This is a genomic window from Streptomyces sp. Alt3, assembly GCF_030719215.1.
In the GTDB taxonomy this organism is placed as follows: domain Bacteria; phylum Actinomycetota; class Actinomycetes; order Streptomycetales; family Streptomycetaceae; genus Streptomyces; species Streptomyces glycanivorans.
Genome location: NZ_CP120983.1, coordinates 5,270,110 through 5,293,658, shown reverse-complemented (window position 1 = coordinate 5,293,658; position 23,549 = coordinate 5,270,110). Strand labels below are relative to the sequence as shown.

25 protein-coding genes and 1 pseudogene are annotated in these 23,549 nt (G+C 69.0%); 20 read left to right on the top strand and 6 right to left on the bottom strand.

Annotated elements, in window-relative coordinates; translation table 11 throughout:
* The first annotated feature begins 107 nt into the window (after positions 1-107).
* From P8A20_RS23380 to P8A20_RS23360, 5 genes are all read left to right on the top strand, one after another.
* The gene (locus tag P8A20_RS23380) at positions 108-443 is read left to right on the top strand and encodes a hypothetical protein (protein ID WP_099172702.1); all 336 of its coding nucleotides are present in this window, start codon (positions 108-110) and stop codon (positions 441-443) included.
* Between the two features lie 55 nt (positions 444-498).
* On the top strand, positions 499-810 hold the full coding sequence (locus P8A20_RS23375) for a pore-forming ESAT-6 family protein (RefSeq protein WP_147963524.1): 312 nt from the start codon (positions 499-501) through the stop codon (positions 808-810).
* A 92-nt stretch (positions 811-902) separates the two neighbouring features.
* Complete coding sequence (locus P8A20_RS23370) at positions 903-1,331, top strand: DUF6507 family protein (protein ID WP_147963525.1); 429 nt, start codon at positions 903-905, stop codon at positions 1,329-1,331.
* A complete protein-coding gene (locus P8A20_RS23365) occupies positions 1,328-3,502 on the top strand; it encodes a DUF8616 domain-containing protein (protein WP_306104187.1) in 2,175 nt (724 codons plus the stop codon). The genes P8A20_RS23370 and P8A20_RS23365 overlap by 4 nt, the downstream gene beginning before the upstream one ends.
* A 15-nt stretch (positions 3,503-3,517) precedes the next feature.
* Entirely contained in the window at positions 3,518-3,901 is a 384-nt protein-coding gene (locus tag P8A20_RS23360) for a hypothetical protein (RefSeq protein WP_147963526.1), read from the top strand.
* A 1,474-nt stretch (positions 3,902-5,375) separates the two neighbouring features.
* On the opposite strand, the gene P8A20_RS23355 is transcribed toward P8A20_RS23360, so the two are convergent.
* Complete coding sequence (locus P8A20_RS23355; protein WP_187282407.1) at positions 5,376-5,513, bottom strand: hypothetical protein; 138 nt, start codon at positions 5,511-5,513, stop codon at positions 5,376-5,378.
* 140 nt (positions 5,514-5,653) lie between these two features.
* On the opposite strand from P8A20_RS23355, the gene P8A20_RS23350 reads away from it, so the two are divergent.
* The 4 genes and pseudogenes from P8A20_RS23350 to P8A20_RS23335 all read left to right on the top strand — a co-directional run bounded on the left by P8A20_RS23350 (position 5,654) and on the right by P8A20_RS23335 (position 8,399).
* Positions 5,654-5,812, top strand: a complete 159-nt coding sequence (locus P8A20_RS23350; RefSeq protein WP_187282408.1) for a hypothetical protein — start codon at positions 5,654-5,656, stop codon at positions 5,810-5,812.
* Complete coding sequence (locus P8A20_RS23345) at positions 5,809-6,672, top strand: immunity 49 family protein (RefSeq protein ID WP_306104186.1); 864 nt, start codon at positions 5,809-5,811, stop codon at positions 6,670-6,672. The genes P8A20_RS23350 and P8A20_RS23345 overlap by 4 nt, the downstream gene beginning before the upstream one ends.
* 113 nt (positions 6,673-6,785) lie before the next feature.
* A pseudogene (locus P8A20_RS23340) lies at positions 6,786-7,094 on the top strand (hypothetical protein); the annotation flags it as partial.
* Positions 7,095-7,487: 393 nt separating this feature from the next.
* The gene (locus P8A20_RS23335; RefSeq protein ID WP_306104185.1) at positions 7,488-8,399 is read left to right on the top strand and encodes a hypothetical protein; all 912 of its coding nucleotides are present in this window, start codon (positions 7,488-7,490) and stop codon (positions 8,397-8,399) included.
* Between the two features lie 58 nt (positions 8,400-8,457).
* Here P8A20_RS23335 and P8A20_RS23330 read toward each other — a convergent pair whose 3' ends face one another.
* Entirely contained in the window at positions 8,458-9,582 is a 1,125-nt protein-coding gene (locus P8A20_RS23330; RefSeq protein ID WP_187282409.1) for a tetratricopeptide repeat protein, read from the bottom strand.
* Positions 9,579-10,832, bottom strand: a complete 1,254-nt coding sequence (locus P8A20_RS23325; protein WP_147963532.1) for an ATP-binding protein — start codon at positions 10,830-10,832, stop codon at positions 9,579-9,581. The genes P8A20_RS23330 and P8A20_RS23325 overlap by 4 nt, the downstream gene beginning before the upstream one ends.
* 142 nt (positions 10,833-10,974) lie before the next feature.
* On the opposite strand from P8A20_RS23325, the gene P8A20_RS23320 reads away from it, so the two are divergent.
* Positions 10,975-11,385, top strand: a complete 411-nt coding sequence (locus tag P8A20_RS23320; RefSeq protein WP_147963533.1) for a RidA family protein — start codon at positions 10,975-10,977, stop codon at positions 11,383-11,385.
* A gap of 14 nt (positions 11,386-11,399) precedes the next feature.
* Here P8A20_RS23320 and P8A20_RS23315 read toward each other — a convergent pair whose 3' ends face one another.
* Entirely contained in the window at positions 11,400-11,708 is a 309-nt protein-coding gene (locus P8A20_RS23315) for a hypothetical protein (RefSeq protein ID WP_147963534.1), read from the bottom strand.
* A 363-nt stretch (positions 11,709-12,071) separates the two neighbouring features.
* Here P8A20_RS23315 and P8A20_RS23310 point away from each other — a divergent pair, with 363 nt between their 5' ends.
* The 10 genes from P8A20_RS23310 (at position 12,072) to P8A20_RS23270 (ending at position 22,476) form a co-directional block, all read left to right on the top strand.
* Positions 12,072-12,866 carry a helix-turn-helix domain-containing protein gene (locus P8A20_RS23310; RefSeq protein WP_147963536.1) on the top strand — a complete coding sequence of 265 codons (795 nt, stop codon included), beginning with the start codon at positions 12,072-12,074 and terminating at the stop codon, positions 12,864-12,866.
* Positions 12,859-13,080 (top strand): DUF397 domain-containing protein, encoded by a 222-nt coding sequence (locus P8A20_RS23305; RefSeq protein ID WP_147963537.1) that lies wholly within the window; start codon positions 12,859-12,861, stop codon positions 13,078-13,080. The genes P8A20_RS23310 and P8A20_RS23305 overlap by 8 nt, the downstream gene beginning before the upstream one ends.
* A 33-nt stretch (positions 13,081-13,113) precedes the next feature.
* Entirely contained in the window at positions 13,114-13,461 is a 348-nt protein-coding gene (locus P8A20_RS38750; RefSeq protein ID WP_371606426.1) for a hypothetical protein, read from the top strand.
* Positions 13,443-13,751 (top strand): hypothetical protein, encoded by a 309-nt coding sequence (locus tag P8A20_RS38745; RefSeq protein ID WP_371934413.1) that lies wholly within the window; start codon positions 13,443-13,445, stop codon positions 13,749-13,751. Before P8A20_RS38750 ends, P8A20_RS38745 begins: the two co-directional genes overlap by 19 nt.
* A 195-nt stretch (positions 13,752-13,946) precedes the next feature.
* Complete coding sequence (locus P8A20_RS23295; RefSeq protein WP_147963538.1) at positions 13,947-15,239, top strand: ABC transporter substrate-binding protein; 1,293 nt, start codon at positions 13,947-13,949, stop codon at positions 15,237-15,239.
* 31 nt (positions 15,240-15,270) lie between these two features.
* Positions 15,271-16,212, top strand: coding sequence for a carbohydrate ABC transporter permease (locus P8A20_RS23290; RefSeq protein ID WP_147963539.1), 942 nt, complete (start codon positions 15,271-15,273; stop codon positions 16,210-16,212).
* Positions 16,213-16,226: 14 nt separating this feature from the next.
* Positions 16,227-17,054 carry a carbohydrate ABC transporter permease gene (locus P8A20_RS23285; protein ID WP_147963540.1) on the top strand — a complete coding sequence of 276 codons (828 nt, stop codon included), beginning with the start codon at positions 16,227-16,229 and terminating at the stop codon, positions 17,052-17,054.
* Positions 17,051-18,103 (top strand): LacI family DNA-binding transcriptional regulator, encoded by a 1,053-nt coding sequence (locus tag P8A20_RS23280; protein ID WP_147963541.1) that lies wholly within the window; start codon positions 17,051-17,053, stop codon positions 18,101-18,103. The genes P8A20_RS23285 and P8A20_RS23280 overlap by 4 nt, the downstream gene beginning before the upstream one ends.
* 52 nt (positions 18,104-18,155) lie before the next feature.
* The gene (locus P8A20_RS23275; protein WP_147963542.1) at positions 18,156-20,090 is read left to right on the top strand and encodes a cellulase family glycosylhydrolase; all 1,935 of its coding nucleotides are present in this window, start codon (positions 18,156-18,158) and stop codon (positions 20,088-20,090) included.
* A 25-nt stretch (positions 20,091-20,115) separates the two neighbouring features.
* Positions 20,116-22,476, top strand: coding sequence for a glycoside hydrolase family 3 N-terminal domain-containing protein (locus P8A20_RS23270; RefSeq protein ID WP_306104184.1), 2,361 nt, complete (start codon positions 20,116-20,118; stop codon positions 22,474-22,476).
* Here the strand turns inward: P8A20_RS23270 and P8A20_RS23265 are convergent.
* Both P8A20_RS23265 and P8A20_RS23260 read right to left on the bottom strand, forming a co-directional pair.
* Positions 22,454-22,795 (bottom strand): DUF5713 family protein, encoded by a 342-nt coding sequence (locus P8A20_RS23265; RefSeq protein ID WP_147963544.1) that lies wholly within the window; start codon positions 22,793-22,795, stop codon positions 22,454-22,456. The genes P8A20_RS23270 and P8A20_RS23265 overlap by 23 nt on opposite strands.
* A gap of 135 nt (positions 22,796-22,930) precedes the next feature.
* Positions 22,931-23,371: an Asp23/Gls24 family envelope stress response protein gene (locus P8A20_RS23260; RefSeq protein ID WP_147963545.1), complete on the bottom strand. Its 441-nt coding sequence runs from the start codon at positions 23,369-23,371 to the stop codon at positions 22,931-22,933.
* Positions 23,372-23,549 lie beyond the last annotated feature (178 nt).

Below are 23,549 nucleotides of genomic sequence, written 5' to 3'. Positions count from 1 at the left end.
AGTGTATTGGGATGGTCACAGTGACCTGATTGCTGATTGCATCAGCGATGTCCGGGTTGATAGACATGGTGATTCGTACGGTTGTTCAGTCTGGTGGGGGGAACCTGATGAAGTTCGACATGGGGGCATCGGTTCTGACGAACCTGATGTCGCGCTCCTCGGAGTCGAGCACGGACCTGGGCACGCTGATCAATCAGCTGATCCAGGCGGCGCAGCCCCTGGAGGGCAAGTTCAACGGTGCCGGCAAGGCCGCGTTCGACTCGTTCAAGATCCGCTCGGACGAGATCACCGCGGCGCTGAACGGCTCTCTGGCCGCGCTGCTCGGTGGCCAGTCGGGGATGGACGCCGCGTTCGGTGAGGGTGACCAGGAGCAGGGCGAGAACGCGAGGTCGCAGATGGCATCGGCGAACTTCGACGCCGCCCGCTTCTCCGGTCGCGGCTGACCGCCCCTCTTTCCACTCGCAGGCTCGGATCTCATTCCACGGGGAGTAATCGACTATGGCCACGGACAGCGACCGCCGCTCCTACGACACGGGTGCGTCCACGGAGGCGCAGGGCAACATCCAGGCGGTCATCGCCCGCCTGGAGCAGGTGATCTCGGCGCGGGACGCGCAGGTGAAGGCAGCGATGCTGGACTTCGCCGCGGACGGTGTGGCGGACGAGTACCACGGCAAGGAAATCCGCTGGAACAACACCTCCACCGAGGTCAGGAACATCATCCAGCTGCTGAAGACGACGCTGGAGAAGAACGACGGCACCGCGCAGCAGACGCTTGCACGCGCGAAGGCAGCGGTCGACAACATCGGCTGACGTAGGGCGCGTTCGGGTTGGAGGAACGTTCCCTCCGACCCGGACGGGGCAGCGAGACGGTTCGGCGCAGGGGTACACGGGGGTGGGCGTTCATGACGGCGTGGGACATCAAGCCGCAGGGGGTGCAGGGCCAGTTGCAGGTCACCGGCACGCATGCGGGTGACCTGGAGAAGGCTCTGACGGCTCTGGTCACGACGATGTCGGAGGCGGCGACGGCCGCGGGGACCGCCGTGCCGGGTTCGGAGGCCTCGGTGCCGTTGCAGGGCCCGGTGCCGGTGGGCGCGGCCCCGCTGTCGGCACCCACGCTCGGGCCGGTGGCCTCCGCGCTGAGCCAGTACCTGGAGACGCGCCAGGGCTACCTGAAGTCGATGGCGGAGCGTATCCAGGCCGCCGTGCTGGGGGCGGCGAAGGCCACCAACGAGTACGTGGCGGGCGACCTGGACGCGGCGAAGCACGCCCAGGACGCGGCCAAGGCCGTGCGGCTGGACCTGCTGAAGGATGCTCCCGGGGGGCACAAGTGAGCAACGACAAGCCGATCCCCCTCGAAGGCATACCGGTCTTCACGGGAAACCTGGCGACACTGGATGTGAAGGTCACCGAGCTGACCTCGGCCGCGGAGACCATCGCGACGACCACCGGTGACGTGCACAGCAGCTTCGGCGGCCTCCAGGCCTTCTACCAGGCGCCCGAGGCGGACCAGCTGTTCGCGACGACGAAGCCGGTGGAGACCAGCGGGCAGACCCTGAAGTCCGACCTCAAGTCCATCGCCGGGGCACTGAGCACGTACTCGGACGAGGTCTACCCGCTGGTCGAGAAGCTCAGGGAGATCAAGCGGGACGCCGGCGCGTTCCTCGTGAAGATCAACGCCGACGACAAGTGGCGCGAGGACGGCGACCTGATCGAGGAGAACAACCAGCGCCGTGACGAGATCGCCGAGACCCTGGCCGCGTTCCAGGAGGCGGAGGTCGCCTGTTACAACAAGATCGTCGCCCTGGTCTGTCTCCTGCCCCTGAAGACGAGCGACGGCTCGGACAGCAAGAACCAGTACGGCTTCGACGCCGAAACCCTCAAGCACGCCGAAGGCCTCCCCTGGGGCGACCCGCTCGTCGAGTCCACGCCCGGCTGGCAGGTGTGGGAACACGCCTGGGACTTCACCAAGGGCTTCTTCGTCGACGGGGTCTGGGGCACGATCAAGGGCCTGGGCACCCTGGTCGGCGTCGACGGCTGGGACGCGGCCGGGCAGGCCTGGAAGGGCCTGGCCCAGCTCGCCACCGGTGTGGCCATCTCCCTCAGCCCGGTGGCGGCCGTGCAGTTCTGGACGGCGAAGGACGAGGACCTGCCGACCTGGCTGCGTGAGTCCCGCACCGCGGTGAAGGAGACGGGCAAGGCGCTGATCGCCTACGACCAGTGGGGCGAGAGCCCCGCCCGGGCAGCCGGCGCGGTCACCTTCAACGTCGTCACCACCGTCTTCACCGGCGGCACCGGCGGCGCGGTCGCCGGCGGCGGCAAGGCCGCGCTCGCGGCCAAGGCCCTGTCCGCGGCGGGCAAGGTGGGCCGATTCGTCGACCCGATGACGTACATCTTCAAGGGCGCGGGCTTCGGCCTCACGAAGATCGGCGACGTCATGACCGGCCTCAAGGGCCTGGGCACCATCGAGATACCGCCACTCCCGGACAACGTCTTCACCCTCCCCGAAGGCGCGGTACGCCTGTCCGACGGCACGGTCGACCTCCCCGCGGGCACGGCGATACCGGAGGGAGCGGTCCGGCTCGCGGACGGCACGGTCAGACTCCCGGAGGGAGTGATCGCGCTCCCGGAAGGCACACTCAAGAACCCCTTCGACGAGGGCGCCGCCTACGCTGACCGCGAGGGCAACCTGTACGACGAGAGCGGCAACCTCGTCCAACGCGCCGATCAAGCCCGCGTGGAGACCCCGGTCAGGGTTCCGGAAATGGCTGGAGCGCGTGACGAAGCGGGATCATCCGCTCCCGCAGGTCATTCCTCTGACAGCACGCACGCACATGACTCAAGTGGTCACGGCCCCGGTTCCGACGAAGTACCTGGGGGCGGCGATCGCCCCGATGTACCGGATGGCCAGGACGAATCAGTCCTGCCTGAATTTGATGGTGCTTCCAGTAGCGAGGCCGCCGACATGGCCACTCGCCGCGACTTCGAAGCGCGTGTCTCACCTGAGTCCACCATTCCGGCACCACCCAAGGAACCTGGCCATTACGTACTGGAAACTGGCGACCCTGTCTACTTCAGCGACGGCAGAACGGCCATCGGTTACGACAGGAGCACCAAGGTCAACTTTGACTACGTCCGACCGCTAAACGGATACCACGACGTGGTGGTCCACGGGAACAATCAAGGATTCTTCGAGCCTGGCCGGGTCAATGAAGCTGGTTCTGGCTTCTCTGCGGGGGACACCCACCCCACGCACATCGCCAATGCGATCCGCGCTAACCCAAGCTATGCCGGGGGCCCCGTACGGCTGGTTTCGTGCCACACAGGAACGGTCACAGAAGGAGCCTTCGATGTTCCTGCAGCCCAGTCCGTCGCTAACGAACTGGGAGTACCCGTGATGGCTCCCACCAACAAGGTTGGTGTGAGCACAAGGCTAGGACCCGGCCAGACGCCGACCATCTTCGATGGAGGATACTGGCGAACGTTCTTGCCCCTAGCGCACTAGTAGAGGATATTACGCATGCAAATCGCTGGTTTCTTTCAGGAGCTATGGGCACCGTCTTTCGGACAGGCCGCAGGAAGCGTCCAGGACTTCGTTATGCCGACCCCCTACACAGACGCGAAGAAGATCACAGAGTACCTACTGGCTGGGCACGATATTTTCAGCGTGATGGGCTCCTCCCGCGACGTCCTGGGCTCAGGCAAGACCGTACTCGGGGGGGACTCGATCCTGAGTGACAATGAATGGATCTGGCGGGGCGACCTCTGGTTCTACGTCTGGAACCATCGCGTACAACTACCCGGTGAATTTCTTGCGCGCCTGAGGGCGAATAATTACGAGATGCCTGCTGAGAACGAGCAACGGCTTACAGAGATCGCCAGGTACGTGCAGTCCAATCTGTGAGGTTGCCAACGCGCGCCACCGAGGGCGGGCTGCTCCACCATCCACCGATACGCACTCGAATACCCTTCTGCTCGGGGCGGCTCGTGCGTCAACTTTTCCCAGCGTGACGGAACGGCACCAGATCGAGGACGTGCAACAGGGAGCCCCTGCGGCGGCCCACTCCTGCGGTGTCTCCCCAATGGAGCGCCACCAGGTCGAAGCCGACCACCTCGCGCCCCCATCACGTTGTGCGCCTGCAGCGTCACCAGGGCGGCGAATCGGAAGTCCCACGGCTCACGGGTCAGCGCCGAAACAGCGAGCATCAGCACGTCCACGGCTACTGCCGTGTCACCGTTGGTCGTCCCCAGGTACCGCGCGTCACCCCTGCGGAACACCTTCACGTACGGAGAGCGGGCAATGGGGCCTCAACCCGATTGCCTTGCTGGCTCAGCCCCACAACGCCCCACCCCGGAAGGCACACTCAAGAACCCCTTCGACGAGGGCGCCGCCTACGCTGACCGCGAGGGCAACCTGTACGACGAGAGCGGCAGCCTCGTCCAACGCGCCGATCAAGCCCGCGTCGAACCCGGCAAAGCCGACTTCGACGCGGACACCCCGGACCACGCCCGGGTGGAGACCCCGGCACGGCAGCCGGTGCTGGTGGGGGCGGGGGCGCGGGTGGGCGACGAGCTGGGAGATGTCGGCCGGGCCGCAGACGGCGCGCAGGGTGGCGGAGCTGTCAACCCAGCGCCCGGCGGTGGGTCAACAATGGCCTGCCGAGCAACAGCCTGTCCAGCGGTAACGCCGGCAACGGACTGCCCGGTGGGCGAACAGAGACGCCCGGCACAGGTCCTGCGAACAACCAAGACCTGCCCGGCAGCCACGCAGCCGACAATGGCCCTACCGGCGGCTCCAGGCACCCCGCGACACCGAGCACCGGCAGCCTTGACAGCGCAGCCCGCACGGGGAACGACGCGACCACTCCGGCTGGCGATAGTGCTGTTACGCCCCAGCCCGTACCGCGTCCTCGCTTCATGCGTGAGGGGCCGAATCCATACGGCCCTCCTGGTTCACTCGCCTTGGAGCAGATCGAAGACATCTAAGTTTACCGTGCCAATGAAGAACCAGGCTATTTCGATCACCACTACCGGAAAGATGGCACTCGCAAAAACCTGGAGACCTACGACACGAGCGGGCTCACTCCACCGCAACTCACCCGACTTTCGGAAGATTCCCCCTGGATCCGCGCCAAGGATGCGCCAGCACCGCCCTCTCCCCACTACCTAGATGCCGCTTACGTCAAGGTGAGTGCGGACACTGTCACGAGCGATGCCAGACTTGCAATTCTTGACGAGGCCGCCCAGAAACGACACTTCGCCGTACAATGGGACAACTTATTACCGATTGGAAAGCGGAAGCTGGAAGGGCTCACGCTAGCCAGCCGACCCACGAATCGGCCGGGCTCTGGGGTGAATCAAAGGGCACTTACAAGGAATCACACACCGAGATGAGTAAGGCGGCCGAAGCCTTCGGAGAGAAGGTCGCCACACACCACTACATTGCCCAGCGCCACTTGGGCTTCGACCGTCAGCCTCTCCTCGGTCCGAAGAATGGAAATGATCAGTTCGATCAAGTATCGAAGCATGACGATGGGCGTGTCGTCGTTGTCGAGGCCAAGAGCAGCCCTGGGACAGAGCTCGGCAGGCGCACGCTTTCGAATGGTAGGCAAGTTCCCAAGGGAGCAGAGAGTACTTCCTCGACATCATGAAAGCTATGTCGAAACGCGGCGAAGACGAAGCCGTTCGCGCTCTGAGGGATGCACTCAGGGACGGAAAGCTGGAATACGTCGTAGTCAAGGGGGAGAAGAACGCGGGCAGGTACACTGGATATCAGTACCGGCGGTTCGACATCACCAAAAGGACTCTTCCGTGATCGCAAATATCACCCGTCACGACATGCCGGGTGGCCCTGATGCCGAAAATTTTGCAGATCGGCTAACCAGGAGCCAGGCAAAGGACATTGATGAGCTTGAAGAGTCAGCAGACCTGATCGACTTCACATTTACAACATCCCTTTTGGCGCTGCACGCCCGCTGCGTCATTGACCCCCGCGCCGCAGCAATTGAAACATGGGAAGCCGCAGTCAACGCGATGCAGTTGGGCTCGACGCTTTTCGCCGTGACCGGTGCGAGCAATGGGACCATCGAGTGCCGTATCGATCGAAAGTTGCGGTCCATTCCGGCACTCGGCTCTATGTCAACTGCCGATGCGGGTAACTGGCTGACAGCTTTCTGGCTTGCTGTTATCTGTCGCGAACAGCAACGGATGACGCAACTTTGCGAGATCCGGTTGGAAATGCTCCGGTCACCTGATGGTTCCTACGACGAGTTCGTGTACAACTGGGTGGATGTCCTACAGACCTACTGGCTGCGGCGCCCGGGACTGGTGGACAAACTAATTGCCACGATCGAGGCGTCGGATCCGGCAGCGACCCGGATCACTCCGCGAGACATGCTGCAAGGTGTGCTTTATCCGCCGATCAACCTCTTTTACCACTTCGTGCGCAAGGACGAAGAGGGCTTCAGTCCCGCTCTGGCTGACGCATTGAAGCTGCACAAGGCTTACTGGACCATGAATGAGGAACGGGAGAAGGACATCGACGGAAGCTTCGCTCTGGGGCCGCTTGCCATCGCCTGTCTCGCATACGACGGCGGGTTCACAATCGGAGTCGAATCCGAGTACCTGCCCAAGCACCTCCTCCAGCGCGAATGGCTCGGCGAGTTCCCTACCTGACAGTAGTAAGGATCGTCCATCTGGGCAGCCTCTATGCCGAGCCGGGAGCGAAGAACAGCACGTCGGCGTGCAGAGTGGCGGCTCCTTCGCATTGACGCCGAGGACATCTGAGCCCGGTGGCGGCGGTGCAGTTCTGGACGGCGAAGGACGAGGACCTGCCGACCTGGCTGCGTGAGTCCCGCACCGCGGTGAAGGAGACGGGCAAGGCGCTGATCGCCTACGACCAGTGGGGCGAGAACCCTTCTCGGGCAGCCGGCGCGGTCACCTTCAACGTCGTCACCACCGTCTTCACCGGCGGCACCGGCGGCGCGGTCGCCGGCGGCGGCAAGGCCGCGCTCGCGGCCAAGGCCCTGTCCGCGGCGGGCAAGGTGGGCCGCTTCGTCGACCCGATGACGTACATCTTCAAGGGCGCGGGCTTCGGTGCTCTGTCCGGCTCAGCCAGCCTCCTTCCGATCGCACCAGATCGTCGCCACGGTTGGCCCCATTCACCTGCCCTCCCTGGCCGGGACTCTGCGTTGCCGGCTGAGCCCCGCGGCACTGCTGGACACGGACCTGGACGACGTGGACGTACGGACGGAGCTGTGGTTCGCGCTGCGGCAGGGACGACCGGCCGGACGCGTGCTGCACGACGTGCCCCGGACCGGCCTGGCATCCGCCCGGACCGGTGACCTGATCATCTATTAGAATGACACCACGCACACGGGCACGTACCTCGGAGGCGAACCATATGGTCCACGTTCCGTGGCCCGGACAAGCGACTGCACCGCCTTGTTCCATGGCCGTCCTCGGCGTGCTCCGGTCCGGTGTCTGAGCGGATGTCCCACTCGTTGACGCCCCGTGACGCGGGGAACCTCCCCACACTCAGCGCACAGCCACTCATCCGTCTCGACGCCTACGTGGCGGAGGACGGGTCGACGGTCGTCAACGGCCACCTGCTGGCGATGGGCGGCACCCGCCCGCCCAACGAGGCGATTCTCGACGCTGTGGCCATGTTCGCCCGCACCCTGGGAACTCCGGTGGCGGCGACCGTCATCGACCGCAGTGTGCGGCAGGTGGCGCGGCTTCGAGTCTTTCCCGACGGCTCCAGCCGGACCATCGCCGAGGAGGAGGACCTGCCGCCCGGGCGTGAGCGAACCACCGCCGAGGAGAAGGCGTTTCCTCCGCTCGCCCGCGTCGAGCGGATCATCCAGCACGCTCAGCGTGAGGAACTGCACGCCGCGTTCGTCCTCGCCGGCGCACTGCGGGAGCATCTGACCCTGCGCCGGGGCGCGGAGGACGAACTGTCACTGGAGGCCAGGGCGATCGAGGCGTACATCGCTTATCGCCGCGGCGACTACACGACCTCCACCGGCCTCGCGCTGACCGTCGCGCGCATCCGCTGCGGCAGCGATCTGCACCGGGCCGTGCCCGAGGTGGCCCGTGCCACCGCGGCGTGGCAGCGGCTCCAGGACCAGGCTCAGGTGGCGACCAGGGGGCAGGAGCTGCTCCACATGTGGGAGAAGTTGTCTGCGGAAGGTCTGCTGCGGGAACCGTCCCACCACGCCATGGCCCAGGCCGTCCGGAGCCGGATCGAACGGGGCAGCCCGTACGCGGAGACCCCGGCCCCCACCCCCGCGGCGGCCCTGCCCGCGGCTCCGCGCCCGGTCGCCCCCGAGGACACGCCTCTCGCGCCCACCCGAAGGGGGATACGGCGCTTCACCAGGCGGGCGGGACGACGGGACAGTTGAACCCGGGCTGTGTGAGCGAAGTCGTGCGGTAACCGGGGCCCTCAGGTTGCCGTCCGGCTCAGCCGGTCTTCCTCCGGTCGAACCACATCGTCGCCACCGTCGGCACCAGGCCGGCCCAGAACAGTACGAGCGGAACCGTGCGCTCCGTCCAAGGTATCTGGATGATCAACAACGCACAGAGCATGACCCACGCCGCCTGGCCCAGGACGATGCGGGGCCACGTGCGGCGCCGGATGATCGATCGCAGGTTGACCTGGACACCGGCGCGCAGGCGGCGGTAGCGCAGCAGTGCGCCCAGGACCCAGACGACGGCCATGGGGACGAGGTCCCACAGCCGCTGGCCGAGCACGAGCGGCAGCTCCCGCTGGGTCTCCCCCTCCGTCTCGAACAGGTCGATACCCACGGCTGCGAAAACCAGGCAGAGCAGAGCCAGCCAGCGGACGCCGCGCAGCAGGCGGTAGGAGGCGTCGTCCAGGCCGCGCTGCATCAGCTCCGAGCCGGGGGCGGAGGCCAGCGCGTCGGCGTAGAGGGTGGCGGCCTCCTTCGCCATGACGCCGGGGGCGGCCGCCGCCTTCTTCGCCTGCCGGGTCAGGGCGTCCTCATGCTGCGGGTCGATCCGGAGGACAGCCCGCTCCCACTGGTCGGCGGCGGCCCGGTCGCCCAGCATGTCGACGATCCGCAACCCCACCTCATAGGCGTACACCTCCTCGGGGCCCAGCCGGATCGCCTCCCGGACGAGTGCGTCGGCCTCCCGCAGGCCGGGCAGTACGTCCTCGCGCCGTGCCTGGCCGCCGTTGGCCTGTCCGGAGTGGATCAACCTGATGCGCCACAGCCAGTCGGCGAGCAGCGCGTAGCCGTGCCAGTGGTCGGGGTCGAGCCGGATCACGTCGCGCAGCACGCCCTCCGTCTCCGGGAAGCGGCCCGACGCCCGCAGGGCATGGGCGTGGATCGTGAGTGCCCCGGTGTCCTCGGCGTTCAGGGCCAGTGCCCGCTCGGTGGCTTCCAGCGCCTTCGCGCCGCCCTTCTCGTCCCAGAGATGGCTGCGGGCCAGCTTGACCCAGGCCCGGATGTCCTCGGGGTCCTCCGCGAGCCTCTGGGTCAGCAGTTCCCTGGCCTCTTCGTACCGCTTCAGGTCGATGAGCAGGTCGGCCCGCTCCACGGCGGGGTGCAGGGTCGCGGTCACAGCTTGCGCCTCTTCTTCAGGTAGGCCACCAGGTCGTCGTACATCCCGCCCTCGTTGGCGAACATCGCCACGTTGCGTGCGGAGGCGAACCACGGTTCCGCGGACGGAACCACGTCGTCGGCCGCGGCCAGCAGGTCCTTCATGCCGATCATGCGTACGGTGCCGGTACGCACCGAGTCCAGCAGTGCCCGCTCGGCCGCCGCCTCGCAGAGATGGGCCAGGTCCGCGCCGGACAGACCGTCGGTGATCTTGGCCAGCTTGCTCAGGTCGATGTTCTCGATCGGCCTCTCCCGCAGGTGGTGGCGGAGGATCGCCTCCCGGGCGGTTCTGTCGGGCGGCAGGACGAGGATCGTCCGGTCCAGGCGTCCGGGGCGGCGCAGGGCGTTGTCCACGTCCCAGGGCACGTTGGTGGCGGCCAGCACGAACACGCCCTCGTTCGCTGCCGAATCGATGCCGTCCAACTCGCTGAGCAGTTGGTTGACCGTGTTGCGCATGCCGCTGTGCGCGGTACGACTGCGCTTGGCACCGAGTGCGTCCAGCTCGTCCAGGAAGACCACGCAGGGCGCCTGGCGGCGGGCGGTCTCGAAGATCTCGTGCATGTTGCGTTCGGAGTTGCCCATCCACATGTCGAGGACGTCGTTCACCGACACGGATAGGAAGGCGGCGCCCAGCTCACCGGCCACCGCCCGCGCCACGAACGTCTTGCCGCAGCCGGGCGGCCCGTACAGCAGCAGCCCGCCACGAAGGCTCTTGCCGTACAGCTTGCGCAGCTCGGGGTTGCGCAGAGGCGCGAGGAAGGCTGCCTCCAGACGGTCCTTGACGTCCTGCATGCCACCGACGTCGGCCAGTCGCACGGTGCCGGGTTCCTCCACGTCCCACGCGCCAGCATCCGCGGAATCGTCCTGCCCGTCCGCGCGGGCGGGCGTCTCGGCGAACCGCGGCGGCACGGCGTCCCCGACCTGTTCCGCGGCGGCCTTCCAGTCGAACCCGGCCCGCGGGCCCGGGCGTTGCTCCGACTGCGGGGGCTTCGCCGGCGACGACGGCGCCATGCCCATCGCCTGCGCCATCAGGGCCCGAGCCTGGGCGTCGCCCGGTACGTACTGCAGGGCCACGGCCGCCTCGGCGACGGCGTCATCGGACCGTCCCTCCTCCAGCAGAAGCTGGGCCAGGTGCAGCCGCAGGGGCACATCGGCGGGTACGGCGGAAACCGCGGCACGCAGGCTCTGTATGAGAGGGGAGTCGTCCGGCATGATCCTCAGACTAACGTCGCCGCGGCCACCCCCCTGAAGAGGCCGCACCCCTGGCCCCGGGCGTGAAAAAACGAGGCGGTGACAGCCGCGCCCTGTGAGGATGGAGCGCCCCTCGCTCCCCTCTTCGAAGGTCGGAACACCCATGGCCCGCGCTGTCACGCTCATCAGATCCGCCTCACTGTCCGACGTGGCCGAGTACGCCTACGCCGCCACCGCCCCCGCCGACGCCCGGCTGATCTTCCTCGCCGGCGCATGCCCGCTGAACGAGGACGGTTCGACGGCGGCGGTGGGCGACTACGCGGGCCAGGCGGCGAAGGCGTTCGAGAACATGCGCACCGCCCTCGCCGACGCCGGCGCCTCGCTGGAGGACGTCATCAGTACGCGGGTGCTCGTCGCGTCCTCGCGGCAGGAGGACCTGGTGACCGCCTGGGGCGTGGTCCGGTCAGGTTTCGGCGAACACGACGCCCCGAGCACACTGCTGGGCGTCACGGTCCTCGGGTACCACGACCAGCTCGTGGAGATCGAAGCGGTCGCAGCGGTGCTCGACGCCTGAGAGCGGTCGCCCGCTCAGCCCTGGGGGCCGGCGCTCGGAGCCGCGAGTCGTTCACCCCGGCTCCGGGCGATCCGGTGCACGTCGCGCAGCGACTCGGCCAGGCGCGCCACCACGTAACGGAGTTGCGCTGCGGTCACCTGCCGGTCGTCGAGCATGTCTGCCGCGTGGTCGAGCAGTTCGGCAGCCATGGCGAGCTGGACGCTCTCGGTGCCGTCCGCGATCCGGGAGACGTGCCCCGTCCCGTCGCCGATGACATAGCAGGGCTTGCCCTCCGGGCCGGCCCACGGCAGCAGTCGTGCCGCGTCGGGGATCCGACCGGTCATACGATCCGCCCCATGCCGCACCTCGGGCAGTGCCTGATGTCGATGCCGTACATGGCGAGCCACAGCGGGCGCTCCGGCAACGACTCGGACGACACAGGCCCGGGAGGAGGGGGCACCCGGAGGTCCGGCGGGACCGGCGGGACCGGTTGAAGGAGACACAGCAGCGTCTCGAGGATGCGGATGGCGCAGTGCAGCACGTCGTCGACTCCGTTGCATGGGTGGGCGATGGCCGCGTGGTCGTGCCTGGGGCCGACACCTGGCCATCTGTCGCTGAGTAGCGATTCGCTCACAGAGTGGGACGACCGGGACTAGGCTCGCCAGGGGGTCGTTGGTGACAAATCATTCGTCACATGGGAGTCGACGTTGAGTAACACCTATGGGGAATGGCTCAGGGAAACGCGTCGGGCGGCCGGGCTCACACAGCAGGAACTGGCAGACGCGGCGGTGATGACCCGTTCGCACATTGCACACATCGAGGCGGGGCGTCGCGTGCCGTCGAAAGAGGACGCACGGCGGCTGGACACTGCCCTGAACACCGGAAACGTGCTGAGCAGCTTCCTTCCGGACGACGACGCGGCGGTCGCCGACTACTTCGAATCGGCTCTCGTGCTCGAACAACAGGCGTTGATGCTGCGTGAGTTCGCCCTCTCGTTCGTCCCGGGAATCCTGCAAACGGAAAGGTACGCGCGTGCGGTTCTGAGCACGTCGTTCCCTCCGGTGAGTGAAGAGGAATGTGACAGGCTCGTTGTCACACGGCTCGATCGAGCGAAGATCCTTGCCGCTCCGGTACGGCCTGTGGTTTGGGCGCTGCTCGACGAGGCGGTGCTACGCCGCGCTGTCGGCAAACCGGATGTCATGGCAGAGCAGATCATGCACATCGTGGGTCTGGTGGAGAAGAGGCGCGTCCGCGTCTACGTGCTGCCCTTCGGCCTCGGGGTCCACCCCCTCATGCAGGGCATGCTCACTTTGATGCGCTTCGAGGACCAGCCCCCTGTGGCCTACTCGGAGGGCATTCAAGTCGGCAAGGTGCACGACTCGCCGGCCATGGTCGAGCGGCTCGAAGGCGCCTACGATCTTGCCCTGGGCGACGCGATGCCGTTGCAGGAGTCATTGACCTTCATGAGGGCGACCGCAAAGGACTACGGATACCGTGGCTGAACACACCATTCCCGACGCTTCCGCGCTCACCGGCTGGCGCAAGTCCACCTTCAGCGGCAACGAAGGCGGCAGCTGCCTGGAGGTCCTGGACGGCCACCCCTCCGGCGTCCCCGTCCGGGATTCCAAGTCGCCGCAGGGCCCGGCCCTGTTGATACCGGCCGCAGGCTGGTCGTCCTTCGTCGCCGCCGTCAAGGCCGGGTGCCTCTCCGCCTGAGCCGCGCACCCCGCCCCGGCTAGGGTCGCGGGCATGCGTGGTGTGCGAGTGGTCCTGATCGGGGGCACGTCGAACGTCGGGAAGTCGGCCGTCGCCAAGGCAGTGGCGGACAGGCTCGGCTTCGACTGTCTGTCGACCGACGGTCGGGCCCGGCACCCGGGCAGGCCCTGGCGGACGCCGGAGCGGGAGGTGCCGCCGCACGTCGCCGAGCACTACGGGACCCTCACGGTCGACGAGCTGATCCGGTCCGTCCTCGACCACTACGAGCGGCTGTGGCCCCGCATCGAGGCGCTGGTCACGACCCGCGCCACCGGTGGCGGCGCGGTACGGGCCTGGTCCTGGAAGGCTCGGCGCTTCGGCCGGTGCCCGTCGCCGGGCTGAAGGTCCGGCACACGGCCGCCGTATGGCTCACCGCCGACGTCGCGGTGCTGCGCGCACGGGTGCACGCGGCCGGGCACTACGACGCCGCGACGACGCGGGAACAGCTCCTGATGGACGCGTTCCTGGCCAGGACGGAGCGCTACCAGAGGCTCATGCTCGACGCCGTCGACGGGCTGGGCCTGGACCTCGTCGACGCGGGCGCGGGGCACGCGGTGGCCGGCTTGGCCGAGTCGGTGCTCGCGGCCGCCGGTGCGCAGGACGCCGTAGGCCGGCGGGCCGCCGGAGGCTGACCGGGCCCGCAGCACACAGAGCACGGCCAGGTCGAGCCCGCACCACACGACTGGCACAGCCAGCCCGAAATGTCGCCCTTTCCAGCATGCGCAACCGGGGGTTGACCATTCCTTCCCTCGCACCTAAGTTTCTCGCAACCCGCTGGTACATCGATTAACCACTCCGGTTAACGTCCTGGTTGGAGACATCCCGCTGTGCGCTCACCCCTGAGTCGGCGCGGTTTCCTTGCCGCTGGTTCCGGCCTCGCCGCCGCTACCGCGCTGCCCGCAATGTCCGGCTGTTCCACGCTCGCCTCGGCCGATTCCGACCCCGGCACGCTCGTCGTCCACACCCAGCTCGGCACGACCGCGCCGGGCTCGCCCACGTACACCGCCGCCGTGAAGGACTTCGAGAAGGAGAACCCGGGTCTCCGGGTGAAGAACCTCGTCAACGGCGACGACCTCCCCCAGGTCTACGAGACCTCGCGGCTGGCCCGTAAGGAGCCGGACGTGGTCATGGTCAACCTGTACGACAAGACGCTCGCCTGGACCGACGTCGGCGCCACCGTCGACGTCAAGGGCTACCTCGACGACTGGGGCCTGCGCGAGCGCGTCCTGCCCGCCGCGCTCACCGAGTGGACCGACGACGAGGGCAGGATCCGCGCCTTCCCCTACTTCGCCGCCAACTGGCCGGTCGCCTTCAACACCCATCTGCTCGACCGCGCCGGTGTCGGCGCGATCCCCACCACCGGGGACCAGCTCATCGGTGCCGCGCGGAAGCTGCGGGCCAAGGGCATCGCACCGGTGACCGTCGGCGGCAACGACTGGACGGGGCAGAAGCTGCTCGCCCAGATCATCCAGACCTTCCTCACCCCGGAGGAGGCCCGGCAGATCTACACGACCGGGGACTTCAGCGGGAGCCGGGGCGCCCGCGCGGGCATCGACTACTTCGTGACGCTCCGGGACGCGGGCGTCTTCGCCGACAAGGCGCAGGGGCTGACCTCCGACTCGATGACCACGCAGTACAACACGGAGGCGGCGGCCATCCAGTCCGCGATGTCCTCCGCCCTGGCCAAGGTCCCGGCGAAGGCTGCCGGGCACACCGAGATCGGCGGCTGGCCGCTCGCGCCGGGCGCCGCCCACGAGAAGCCGACCATCCTGCGCTCGTTCACCCTCATCGGCTTCTGGATCAGCCCGAACGGCGTCAAGAAGCTGTCCTCGGTCGAGAAGTTCATCCGCTTCATGTACCGCCCCGAGATCGTGTCGCGCTTCATCACCGAGAGCGGCCGTGACATGGCGCTGGTGACCGACACGGTCAGCAAGGACTTCCCGCTGGTGGCCGAGGCCCAGCAGCTCGGCGACCGGGTCGGCCAGGCGCTCCTGCCCGACCTCTACGTCCCGCCGACCGCGACCCAGCCGCTGATCACCGCGACCAGCACCGCCTTCACCCGGGGGACGAGCGCGGCCTCCGTGCGCTCCGCCCTGGAATCCGCCTACCGCACGGCCTGATCCGCGCGCCCGAGCCTTTGCGAGTCCTCCTATGACGATGCTCTCGTCCGCCCCGGGCGGCGCCTCGGTCCGCGGACCGGTCACTCCCCCGCCGTCCGCCTCCGTCACCAAGCGCCGTACGCAGGGCGGGGTCATCCTCGCCGTGCCCGCGCTGGTCTGGTACCTGGTCTTCATGGTCGGCCCACTGGTCGCCATCTTCGTCATCGCGGCCCTGCACTGGCCGGGCATGCTCCAGCCGGTCTCGTTCGCCGGTACCGGCAACATCAGCACGGTCCTTGACGATCCGGTCTTCTGGGACGCGGTGCAGAACACCGCGGTGCAACTCGTCGTGGCAGTGCCGCTGATGATCGTCGGCGCGTACATGCTCGGGTACTACGTCGCGCAGAAGCCGCCGGGACACCGCGTCCTGCGGTACCTGCTCTTCATCCCCGGGCTGATCTCCACCCCCGCCAAGGCGATGGTGTTCTACGCGGTCCTGTCGCCGGACGGCCTGCTCAACGGCGCGCTGGACAAGGTGGGTCTCGGCTCGCTCACGGACGCCTGGCTCGCGTCGCCCTCCACCGCGCTCGCCTCCCTCATCCTCCTCGACGTGTGGAGCGGCATCGGGTTCACCGCCGTGCTGTTCGCGGCCCGGCTCGGCAGCGTGCCGGACGAGATCGGTGAGGCCGCGCAGCTCGACGGCGCCGGTCACTGGCGCGCCATGTGGCGCATCCACTTCCCCGTCATCAGGGACTTCGTCGGTGTCGTGACGATGCTCCAGTTCCTCTGGACGCTCTTCGGTTCGGCGCAGAACGTGCTGCTGCTGACCCAGGGCGGCCCGGGGAGCTCGTCGACGACGTTGTCCTTCCTCGTGTACCAGAAGGCGTTCATCGCGGCCGACCTCGGCTACAGCCAGACCGTCGGAGTGGTCCTCTTCCTGGTCGGCCTCGCCGGGCTGCTCACCATCCGCCGCGTCTTCCGCCAGAACTACTGATCGGAGCAGGTCCCATGAAGTTCGGAAGGTCCTGGCTGCCGGCGCACATCTTCGCCTGGCTGTACATGGTGCTGCTGGTCGTACCCCTCTACTACCTGCTGGTCTCGGCGTTCAAGACGAACGACCAGATCTTCGGGAGCCCGTTCTCCCTGCCCACCTCCTTCTCCACCACCAACTTCACCGAGTCGTTCTCCTCCGCGCACCTCGGGCCCGCGATCCTCAACTCGATGCTCGTGACCGCGCTGGCGCTGGTGCTGACCCTGGTGCTCGCGATACCCGCCGCCTTCGCGATCGCGCGGACGGAGGGCCGGCTCGGGGCCCTGGTGGAGCGGGTGTTCTCGCTCGGCTTCCTGGTCCCCACCTTCGCCGCGCTCTTCCCCACCTTCCTGCTCGCCGCCGCCACCGGGCTGTTCCACACCCGGGCGTTCATGGTGCTGTTCCTGCCGGCGACGGCGATGCCGCTGTCCGTCGTCATCCTCGTGCAGTTCATGCGGACCATCCCACGCGAGATGGAGGAGGCGGCCCGCATGGACGGGGCGTCCACCTTCGCCGTCCTGCGGCACGTCTACACGCCGATGTGCATGCCGGGCATCGCGACGATCCTGCTGCTGAACTTCCTGACGTTCTGGAACGAGTACCTCTACTCGCTGGTCATCATCGGTCCCGACCCGGACCTGCGGACGGTGCAGGTCGCCCTTCCCACGCTCAAGTCCCTGACGGGGACGGACTACGGCATCCTTACCGCGGGCACGGTGCTGACCCTGGTCCCGGTCTGGGTGGTCTACACCGTGCTCCAGAAGCGGATGCAGCAGGCCCTCGTCAGCGGAGCGGTGAAAATGTGAACAAGCGTCTCGAAGGGCGTGCCCCCGCGCGCCCCACGATCAAGGCCGTGGCCGCGGCGGCCGGGGTGTCGACCGCGGCGGTCTCCCAGGCCGTCAACGGCACCGGCCGGATCTCGGAGGCCACCCGCCGCCGGGTCCTGGACGCGGCCACGGAGCTCGGCTGGTCCCCCAGCGCCTCCGCGACCGCGTTGCGCCGGGCCCGTACGCGCACGATCGCGCTCGTCGTCCGGCGGCCCACCGACGTGCTGGGCTCCGACCCGCACTTCAGCGAGCTGATCACCGGCCTGGAGGGCGAACTCGCCCCCCGGGGCTACGGTCTGCTGCTCCACCTGGTCGCCGACATGGCCCAGGAGAGCGCGCTGTACGAACGCCTCGCCGCCGAGGGCCGCATAGACGGCGCCGTCCTGACCGACGCCCGCGCCGACGACCCGCGTCCGGACCTGCTGCGCGGCCTCGGGCTGCCCGCCGTCCTGCTGGGCGCCCCCGACCCCGGATCGCCGGTCCCCCGGGTGGGCCTCGGGCAGCAGGGTGCGGGCATACGGGAGGCGGTGGGTCATCTGCTGGAGCTGGGCCACCGGCGCGTCGCGTACGTCGCGGGACCGGCCGAACTGCTGCACACCCGGCTGCGGTTGCACGCCTTCGAGGAGGCGCTGGCCGAGGCCGGTCTGTGCCCCGTCGCCGTACGGCACAGCGACTTCACCGAGCGGGCGGCCGTCGACGTCACCGAGGCTCTGCTCTCCCTGCCCGACCGGCCGACCGCCCTCGTGTTCCCCAACGACTCCATGGCCGTCTGCGGCATCGGCACGGCGCAGCGCGCCGGGCTGCGGGTGCCGGACGACCTGTCGGTGGTCGGCTACGACAACCTCTCGCTCGGCCGCTGGGTCCATCCCCGGCTGACCACCGTCGACCAGCAGGTGCAGCGCGTCGGCGCGGCCGCCGCGCGCACCCTCCTGGCCGGCTGCGGCGAGGACGTTCCCCCGCCCGTGCTCGACGGCCGTCCGCGTCTGGTCGTACGTGAGTCGACCGGCCCCGTGCCGTCCCCGACCTGAACCACCGCACCGCCACCGCACCCCCCGCACAGCGAAGAGGACCTGTAGAACCATGCGACGCCACAGCGCCCAGCTCACCCACGACTCCGCCGTCCTCCCGTGGCTCGGCGCCAACTTCTGGTCCCGCACCGGTGGTCCGCTGATGTGGCGGAACTACGAGCCGAAGACGGTGCGCGAGGAGCTGGGCGTGCTCAGGGAGCACGGTCTGAACATGACCCGGTCGTTCTTCTACTGGCCGGACTTCCACCCGGAGCCGGGCCGCGTCGACGAGGAACTCTGCGACCGTTTCCGCGACTTCCTGGACGCCCACCACGAGCTGGGTATGGGAACGGTCCCCACCTTCATCGTCGGTCACATGTCGGGCGAGAACTGGGACCCGGCCTGGCGCGGTGACCGGGATCTGTACGAGGACGTGTGGCTCGTCGGCCGGCAGGCGTGGTTCGTCTCCCAGATGACCCGCCGCTTCAAGGACCACCCGGCGGTCACGGGCTGGCTGATCACCAACGAGATGCCCGGCTACGGGCGGATCTACCAGGTCGACCCTCCGTCGAGCGATGTGGTCACCGCCTGGGCGCAGTTCATGTGCGACGCCGTGCGCGCGGCGGGCGGTACCCAGCCGGTGTCGCTCGGCGACGGGGCCTGGGGCATCGAGGTGACCGGCCGCGACAACGGTTTCTCGCTGCGGGAGACCGCCGAGTACGTCGACTTCGTGGGGCCGCACGTCTACCGGTCGGACACGGACCGGCCGCGCCAGCACTACCGGGCCGCGTTCGAGTGCGAGCTGGCCGCCGTGACGGGCCAGCCGGTCGTCCTGGAGGAGTTCGGGCTCTCCACGGACGTCGTCTCCGCCGCGAACGCCGGGATCTTCTACCGGCAGACGCTGCACAACTCGCTGCTCGGCGGGGCGACCGGCTGGATGGCGTGGAACAACACGGACTACGACGACCTGTGGGAGCAGTCCCCGTACGACCACCACCCCTTCGAGATGCACTTCGGGATCACCGACAGTTCCGGGCGGCCCAAGGAGCCGCTGCGTGAACTGGCGTCCTTCGCGAAGGTTCTGGAGCGGGTCGAATTCCCGCGCTGCCGCCGCACCGACGCGGACGCCGCGCTCGTCGTGCCGTCCTTCCTGGAGCGCGGCTACCCGTACAGCCGGCCCGCCGATCGTCCGCTGATCTTCACCTCGCTGCACCAGGGCTACGTGGCGGCGCGCGGCGCCGACCTACCGGTGGCGTTCGCCCGTGAGGCGGACGGGCTGCCGGAGGACGCCTCGCTGTACCTGCTGCCCTCGACCCGTCAGCTGACCACCCGTACGCGCCGGGACCTGGAGCGCAGGGCCAGGGAGGGGGCCACGGTCTACCTGTCGTTCTGCTCGGGCGAGTACCCGACGACCCGCGGCCCGTGGTTCCACGACCTGGACGGGCTGTTCGGGGTGGAGCTCCAGCTGTCCTACGGGGTGGCGGAGCCGATCGAGGACGACGTCCTGGAGATGACGTTCGCCGAGGACTTCGGGTCGATCGCGGCGGGCGAGGTACTGACCTTCCCGGTCGCGGGCAACGAGGACAGCCGCGCCTATCTGCCGGTCGTCCCGGACGGCGCGCGGGTCGTCGCGACGGACGCGCACGGCCGTCCGGCGCTGCTGCGGTACGAGACGGGCGCGGGCCGCACGGTCCTGGCGACGTATCCGCTGGAGCACATGGCGGCGCGCACCGCGCGCGCCAATCCGGAGCAGACGCACCGGCTGTACGCGGCCCTGGCCGATCTCGCGGGCGCCGCGCGGCCGGTGACCGTCGACACCCCGTACGTCAGCGCGGACACGCTGGTCCGGGAGGACGGTACGCGTTTCGTGTGGCTGGTGAGCCAGTCCGGCGAGGAGCTGACCGTGCGCCCGGTGGCGGACGGGGAGCTGCGCGAGCTGACCGGCGGGGAGCCGGTGGGGGACGTGACCCTGGCCCCGTACGGGGTGCACGTGCTCGAACTGCGCTGACCGCCCGACCCCTTGAGGAGCCGCGATGTCCGAACCACTGTTCCGCGATCCGGAGATGCCCGTCGCCGACCGGGTCCGCGACCTGCTGTCACGGATGACGCTCACCGAGAAGGTGGGCCAGGTCAACCAGCGGATGTACGGCTGGGACGCCTATGAGCGCACCGGGTCGGGTCACCGGCTGACGGACGCGTTCCGGGCGGAGGTGGCGCGCTTCGACGGGATGGGCGCGCTGTACGGGCTCCAGCGCGCCGACCCCTGGTCGGGCGTGACCGCGGAGACGGGGATCGGAGCCGGGGACGGGGCACGGGTGTCCGACGCGGTGCAGCGGCACGTCGTCGAGAACACCCGGCTCGGCATCCCGGTCCTGCTGGTCGAGGAGATGCCGCACGGGCTTCAGGCCCTGGACGGGACTCTGCTGCCGGTCAATCTCGCGGTCGGCGCCACCTGGAATCCTGAGCTGTACGAGGAGGCGGCCGGGCTCGCGGCCGCCGAGCTCAGGGCGCGCGGCGGCCATGTCGCGCTGGTCTCCGCACTCGACCTGGTGCGGGATCCGCGCTGGGGCCGCGCGGAGGAGTGCTTCGGCGAGGACCCGTATCTGGCGGCTCGGTTCACCGAGGCGCTGGTGCGCGGTGTGCAGGGTCCGGCCGGGGCGGCCATCGGGCCGGACCGTGCGGCCGTGGTGCTCAAGCACTTCGCCGGGCAGGGTGCGACGGTGGGCGGGCGGAACAGCGCGGCGACCGAGCTGGGCGCGCGGGAGCTGCACGAGATCCATCTCGTGGCGGCGCGTGCGGGCGTGCGGGCCGGGGCCGCGGGTCTCATGGCGGCGTACAACGAGTTCGACGGTGTGCCGTGCGCGGCGAGCCACCACCTGCTGACCGGGATCCTCCGGGAGCGGTGGGGCTTCGAGGGCCTGGTGATGGCCGACGGGCTCGCGGTGGACCGTCTGGTGCGGATGGCCGGTGATCCGGTGGCGGCGGGGGCGCTGGCGTTGCGGGCGGGGACCGACCTGAGCCTGTGGGACGACTGCTACCCCGGGCTCGGGGAGGCGGTCCGGCGGGGGCTGGTCGAGGAGTCCGTGCTCGACCGGGCGGTGGGCCGTGTCCTCGCGCTGAAGTTCCGCCTCGGCCTCTTCGAGCGCCCGTACACCGTCGAGCGGGCCCCGGACCCCGGCCGGCTGGAGCGGCTGAGTGAGCGTATGGCCCGGGAGTGCGTCACCCTCCTCGAACACGACGGGGTGACACTGCCGTTGGCGGACCTCCCTGCGGGGACCGTCGCGGTCATCGGGCCGAACGCCGATTCCGTACCTCAGCAGATCGGCGACTACACCGCTCCCCAGCGGCCCGGCACCGGAGGTGGCGTGCTCGCGGGTGTCCGTGCCTCGGCGCCGGAGGGCACCGAGGTCGGGTACGCCCGGGGCTGCGGCCTCGTCGGCGGTGATCTGTCCGGTCTTCCCGAGGCGGTGGCACTCGCCGCGGGGGCGGATGTGGCGGTGCTGGTCCTTGGCGGTTCGAGCGCACGTGAGCAGGACACGCGGTTCGACGCCAACGGGGCGGCCGTCGTCTCGACCGGCAATCCCGTGGAGATGACCTGCGGTGAGGGCGTCGACCTGGCCGAGCTGGGGCTGCCGCAGGGCCAGTCGGCGCTGCTGGACGCAGTCGCCGCGACCGGGACCCCGGTGGTCGTGGTGCTGGTCCAGGGCCGGCCGCACGCCCTGCCGGACCTCACCGGGAAGGCCGCGGCGGTGCTGAGTGCCTGGTATCCGGGTCCGTGGGGCGGAAGGGCGGTCGCCGACGTGCTGTTCGGCGCGGCAGGACCGCAGGGGCGGCTGCCCGTCTCCGTGCCCCGCTCGGCGGCCCAGCTGCCCGTCTTCTACAACGGGAAGGACCACGGCTACCGGGGTTACGTCGACCAGCCCGCCACCGCCCGCCATCCCTTCGGGCACGGGCTGTCCTACACGACGGTGGAGTACGGGGAGCCCCGGCTGTCCGGCGCCGCCGCGGCAGCCGACGCGTTCGCACAGGACGACGGCCCCGCGCCCGTCGTCTGCGAGGTGCGGGTCTCGAACACGGGGGCCCGGCCGGTGCGGGAGACCGTGCAGCTCTACGTGCGCCGGGTGCTCGGCGGCACCACGTGGCCCCGGACGCGCGAACTGCGCGGCTTCGCCCGGGTGGAGCTGGCACCCGGTGAGAGCACCGACGTCACCTTCCCGGTGGACGCGCGCACCCTGGCCTCGTTCACGTACGCCGGTGAATGGGCCGTGGAACCCGGTGAGTTCGCGATCGGGACGGGGCCGTCGTCACACCTCACCCAGGAGGCCCGGCTCACGGTGACGGCGGGCGGGCGGGCGACGCTCCCCGGGGACCTCACCAGTCCCGGGTCGCGATGAGCTCCTCCACATCCGCCCCGGTGAAGCCGTAGGCCATGGCGATCGACCAGAAGTCCTCGGCTATCTCCTCGCGGGCGACCGTCTCGATCTCGCTCCCCGCCGCCTCGAACTCGGCTTCCAGGGCGTTGAACTCCTCGGTCGCCGCGTGCGTGAGCGCGTACAGCGCGGCCAGGTCCGCCGGGTGTTCCGCCTCGATGCGCTCGCAGAGCCGGACCAGGACGGCCCTGCCCCGGTCGACGAGACGGTCCGGGAAATAGGGGTCCCGGTACAGCCCGCCCAGGAACGCGTACTCCGCCATGCGCCGGTCGCTGATAGCCATGCCCCGTCCCCGCCCTGCCGTCGGCCCGTGGGATCACGTCCTCGCGGTGATCCACAGGTCCGATGGTGCACCACACCACTGACAGTCAGTGGAGGGTGCGCGGGCGGCGGGCGTGGGACTGCGCGGGGGCGGTCGTCACTGCACGCGCGCGGAGGACCGGCCGCCGTCCCCCTCGTCGTCATCGTCGTCGTCGCCCGGGATGTGGACGTCGAAGACGTTGATGTTGATCTCGACGACCTCCAGGCCCGTCATCGTCTCCACCGCGTCGGTCACATGGGTCCTGACCTTGTCGGCGAGTTCATGGATGGGGATGCCGTACTCGACCTCGATGTCGACGTCGACCGCGGTCTGCTTCTCCCCCACCTCCACCTTCACGCCGCGCCCTCCGCCGGAGGACCCGCCCACGCGTCCCGCCACCGCGCCTATCGCCTTGGACGCTCCCCGTCCCACCGAGTGCACGCCCTCGGTCTCACGGATGGCGATGCCGGCGATGGTGGCCACCACTCCGTCCGCGATGGTGGTCCTGCCACGCGTCTTCTCCCCCGAACTCCCGCCCGAGGTCTCGAATTCAGCCATGACTGCCTCACAGAGAATCGATGCGGCGAGGCTGCTCGCGTCCTCACCGGCTCTCATCTCACTGTGCGCCTGCCCGCCGCCCCTCGCCATCGAGACGCACACAGCGCTCGCGGCGGCCACGCTCCGCGACCACCCGCCCCCGGCGGGCCCTGCGGGGAGCCGGGCGTGCTGCGCATCA

Excerpts from the sequence above, each read along its gene's own strand:
- P8A20_RS23260 (WP_147963545.1), bottom strand. The coding sequence starts at position 23,371 with ATGGCTGAATTCGAGACCTCGGGCGGGAGTTCGGGGGAGAAGACGCGT.
- P8A20_RS23315 (WP_147963534.1), bottom strand. The coding sequence starts at position 11,708 with ATGACCGGTCGGATCCCCGACGCGGCACGACTGCTGCCGTGGGCCGGC.
- P8A20_RS23335 (WP_306104185.1), top strand. The coding sequence starts at position 7,488 with ATGTCCCACTCGTTGACGCCCCGTGACGCGGGGAACCTCCCCACACTC.
- P8A20_RS23265 (WP_147963544.1), bottom strand. The coding sequence starts at position 22,795 with ATGGCTATCAGCGACCGGCGCATGGCGGAGTACGCGTTCCTGGGCGGG.
- P8A20_RS23360 (WP_147963526.1), top strand. The coding sequence starts at position 3,518 with ATGCAAATCGCTGGTTTCTTTCAGGAGCTATGGGCACCGTCTTTCGGA.
- P8A20_RS23350 (WP_187282408.1), top strand. The coding sequence starts at position 5,654 with ATGTCGAAACGCGGCGAAGACGAAGCCGTTCGCGCTCTGAGGGATGCA.
- P8A20_RS23370 (WP_147963525.1), top strand. The coding sequence starts at position 903 with ATGACGGCGTGGGACATCAAGCCGCAGGGGGTGCAGGGCCAGTTGCAG.
- P8A20_RS23325 (WP_147963532.1), bottom strand. The coding sequence starts at position 10,832 with ATGCCGGACGACTCCCCTCTCATACAGAGCCTGCGTGCCGCGGTTTCC.
- P8A20_RS23285 (WP_147963540.1), top strand. The coding sequence starts at position 16,227 with ATGAAGTTCGGAAGGTCCTGGCTGCCGGCGCACATCTTCGCCTGGCTG.
- P8A20_RS38750 (WP_371606426.1), top strand. The coding sequence starts at position 13,114 with ATGCGTGGTGTGCGAGTGGTCCTGATCGGGGGCACGTCGAACGTCGGG.
- P8A20_RS23375 (WP_147963524.1), top strand. The coding sequence starts at position 499 with ATGGCCACGGACAGCGACCGCCGCTCCTACGACACGGGTGCGTCCACG.
- P8A20_RS23320 (WP_147963533.1), top strand. The coding sequence starts at position 10,975 with ATGGCCCGCGCTGTCACGCTCATCAGATCCGCCTCACTGTCCGACGTG.
- P8A20_RS23380 (WP_099172702.1), top strand. The coding sequence starts at position 108 with ATGAAGTTCGACATGGGGGCATCGGTTCTGACGAACCTGATGTCGCGC.
- P8A20_RS23290 (WP_147963539.1), top strand. The coding sequence starts at position 15,271 with ATGACGATGCTCTCGTCCGCCCCGGGCGGCGCCTCGGTCCGCGGACCG.
- P8A20_RS23275 (WP_147963542.1), top strand. The coding sequence starts at position 18,156 with ATGCGACGCCACAGCGCCCAGCTCACCCACGACTCCGCCGTCCTCCCG.
- P8A20_RS23270 (WP_306104184.1), top strand. The coding sequence starts at position 20,116 with ATGTCCGAACCACTGTTCCGCGATCCGGAGATGCCCGTCGCCGACCGG.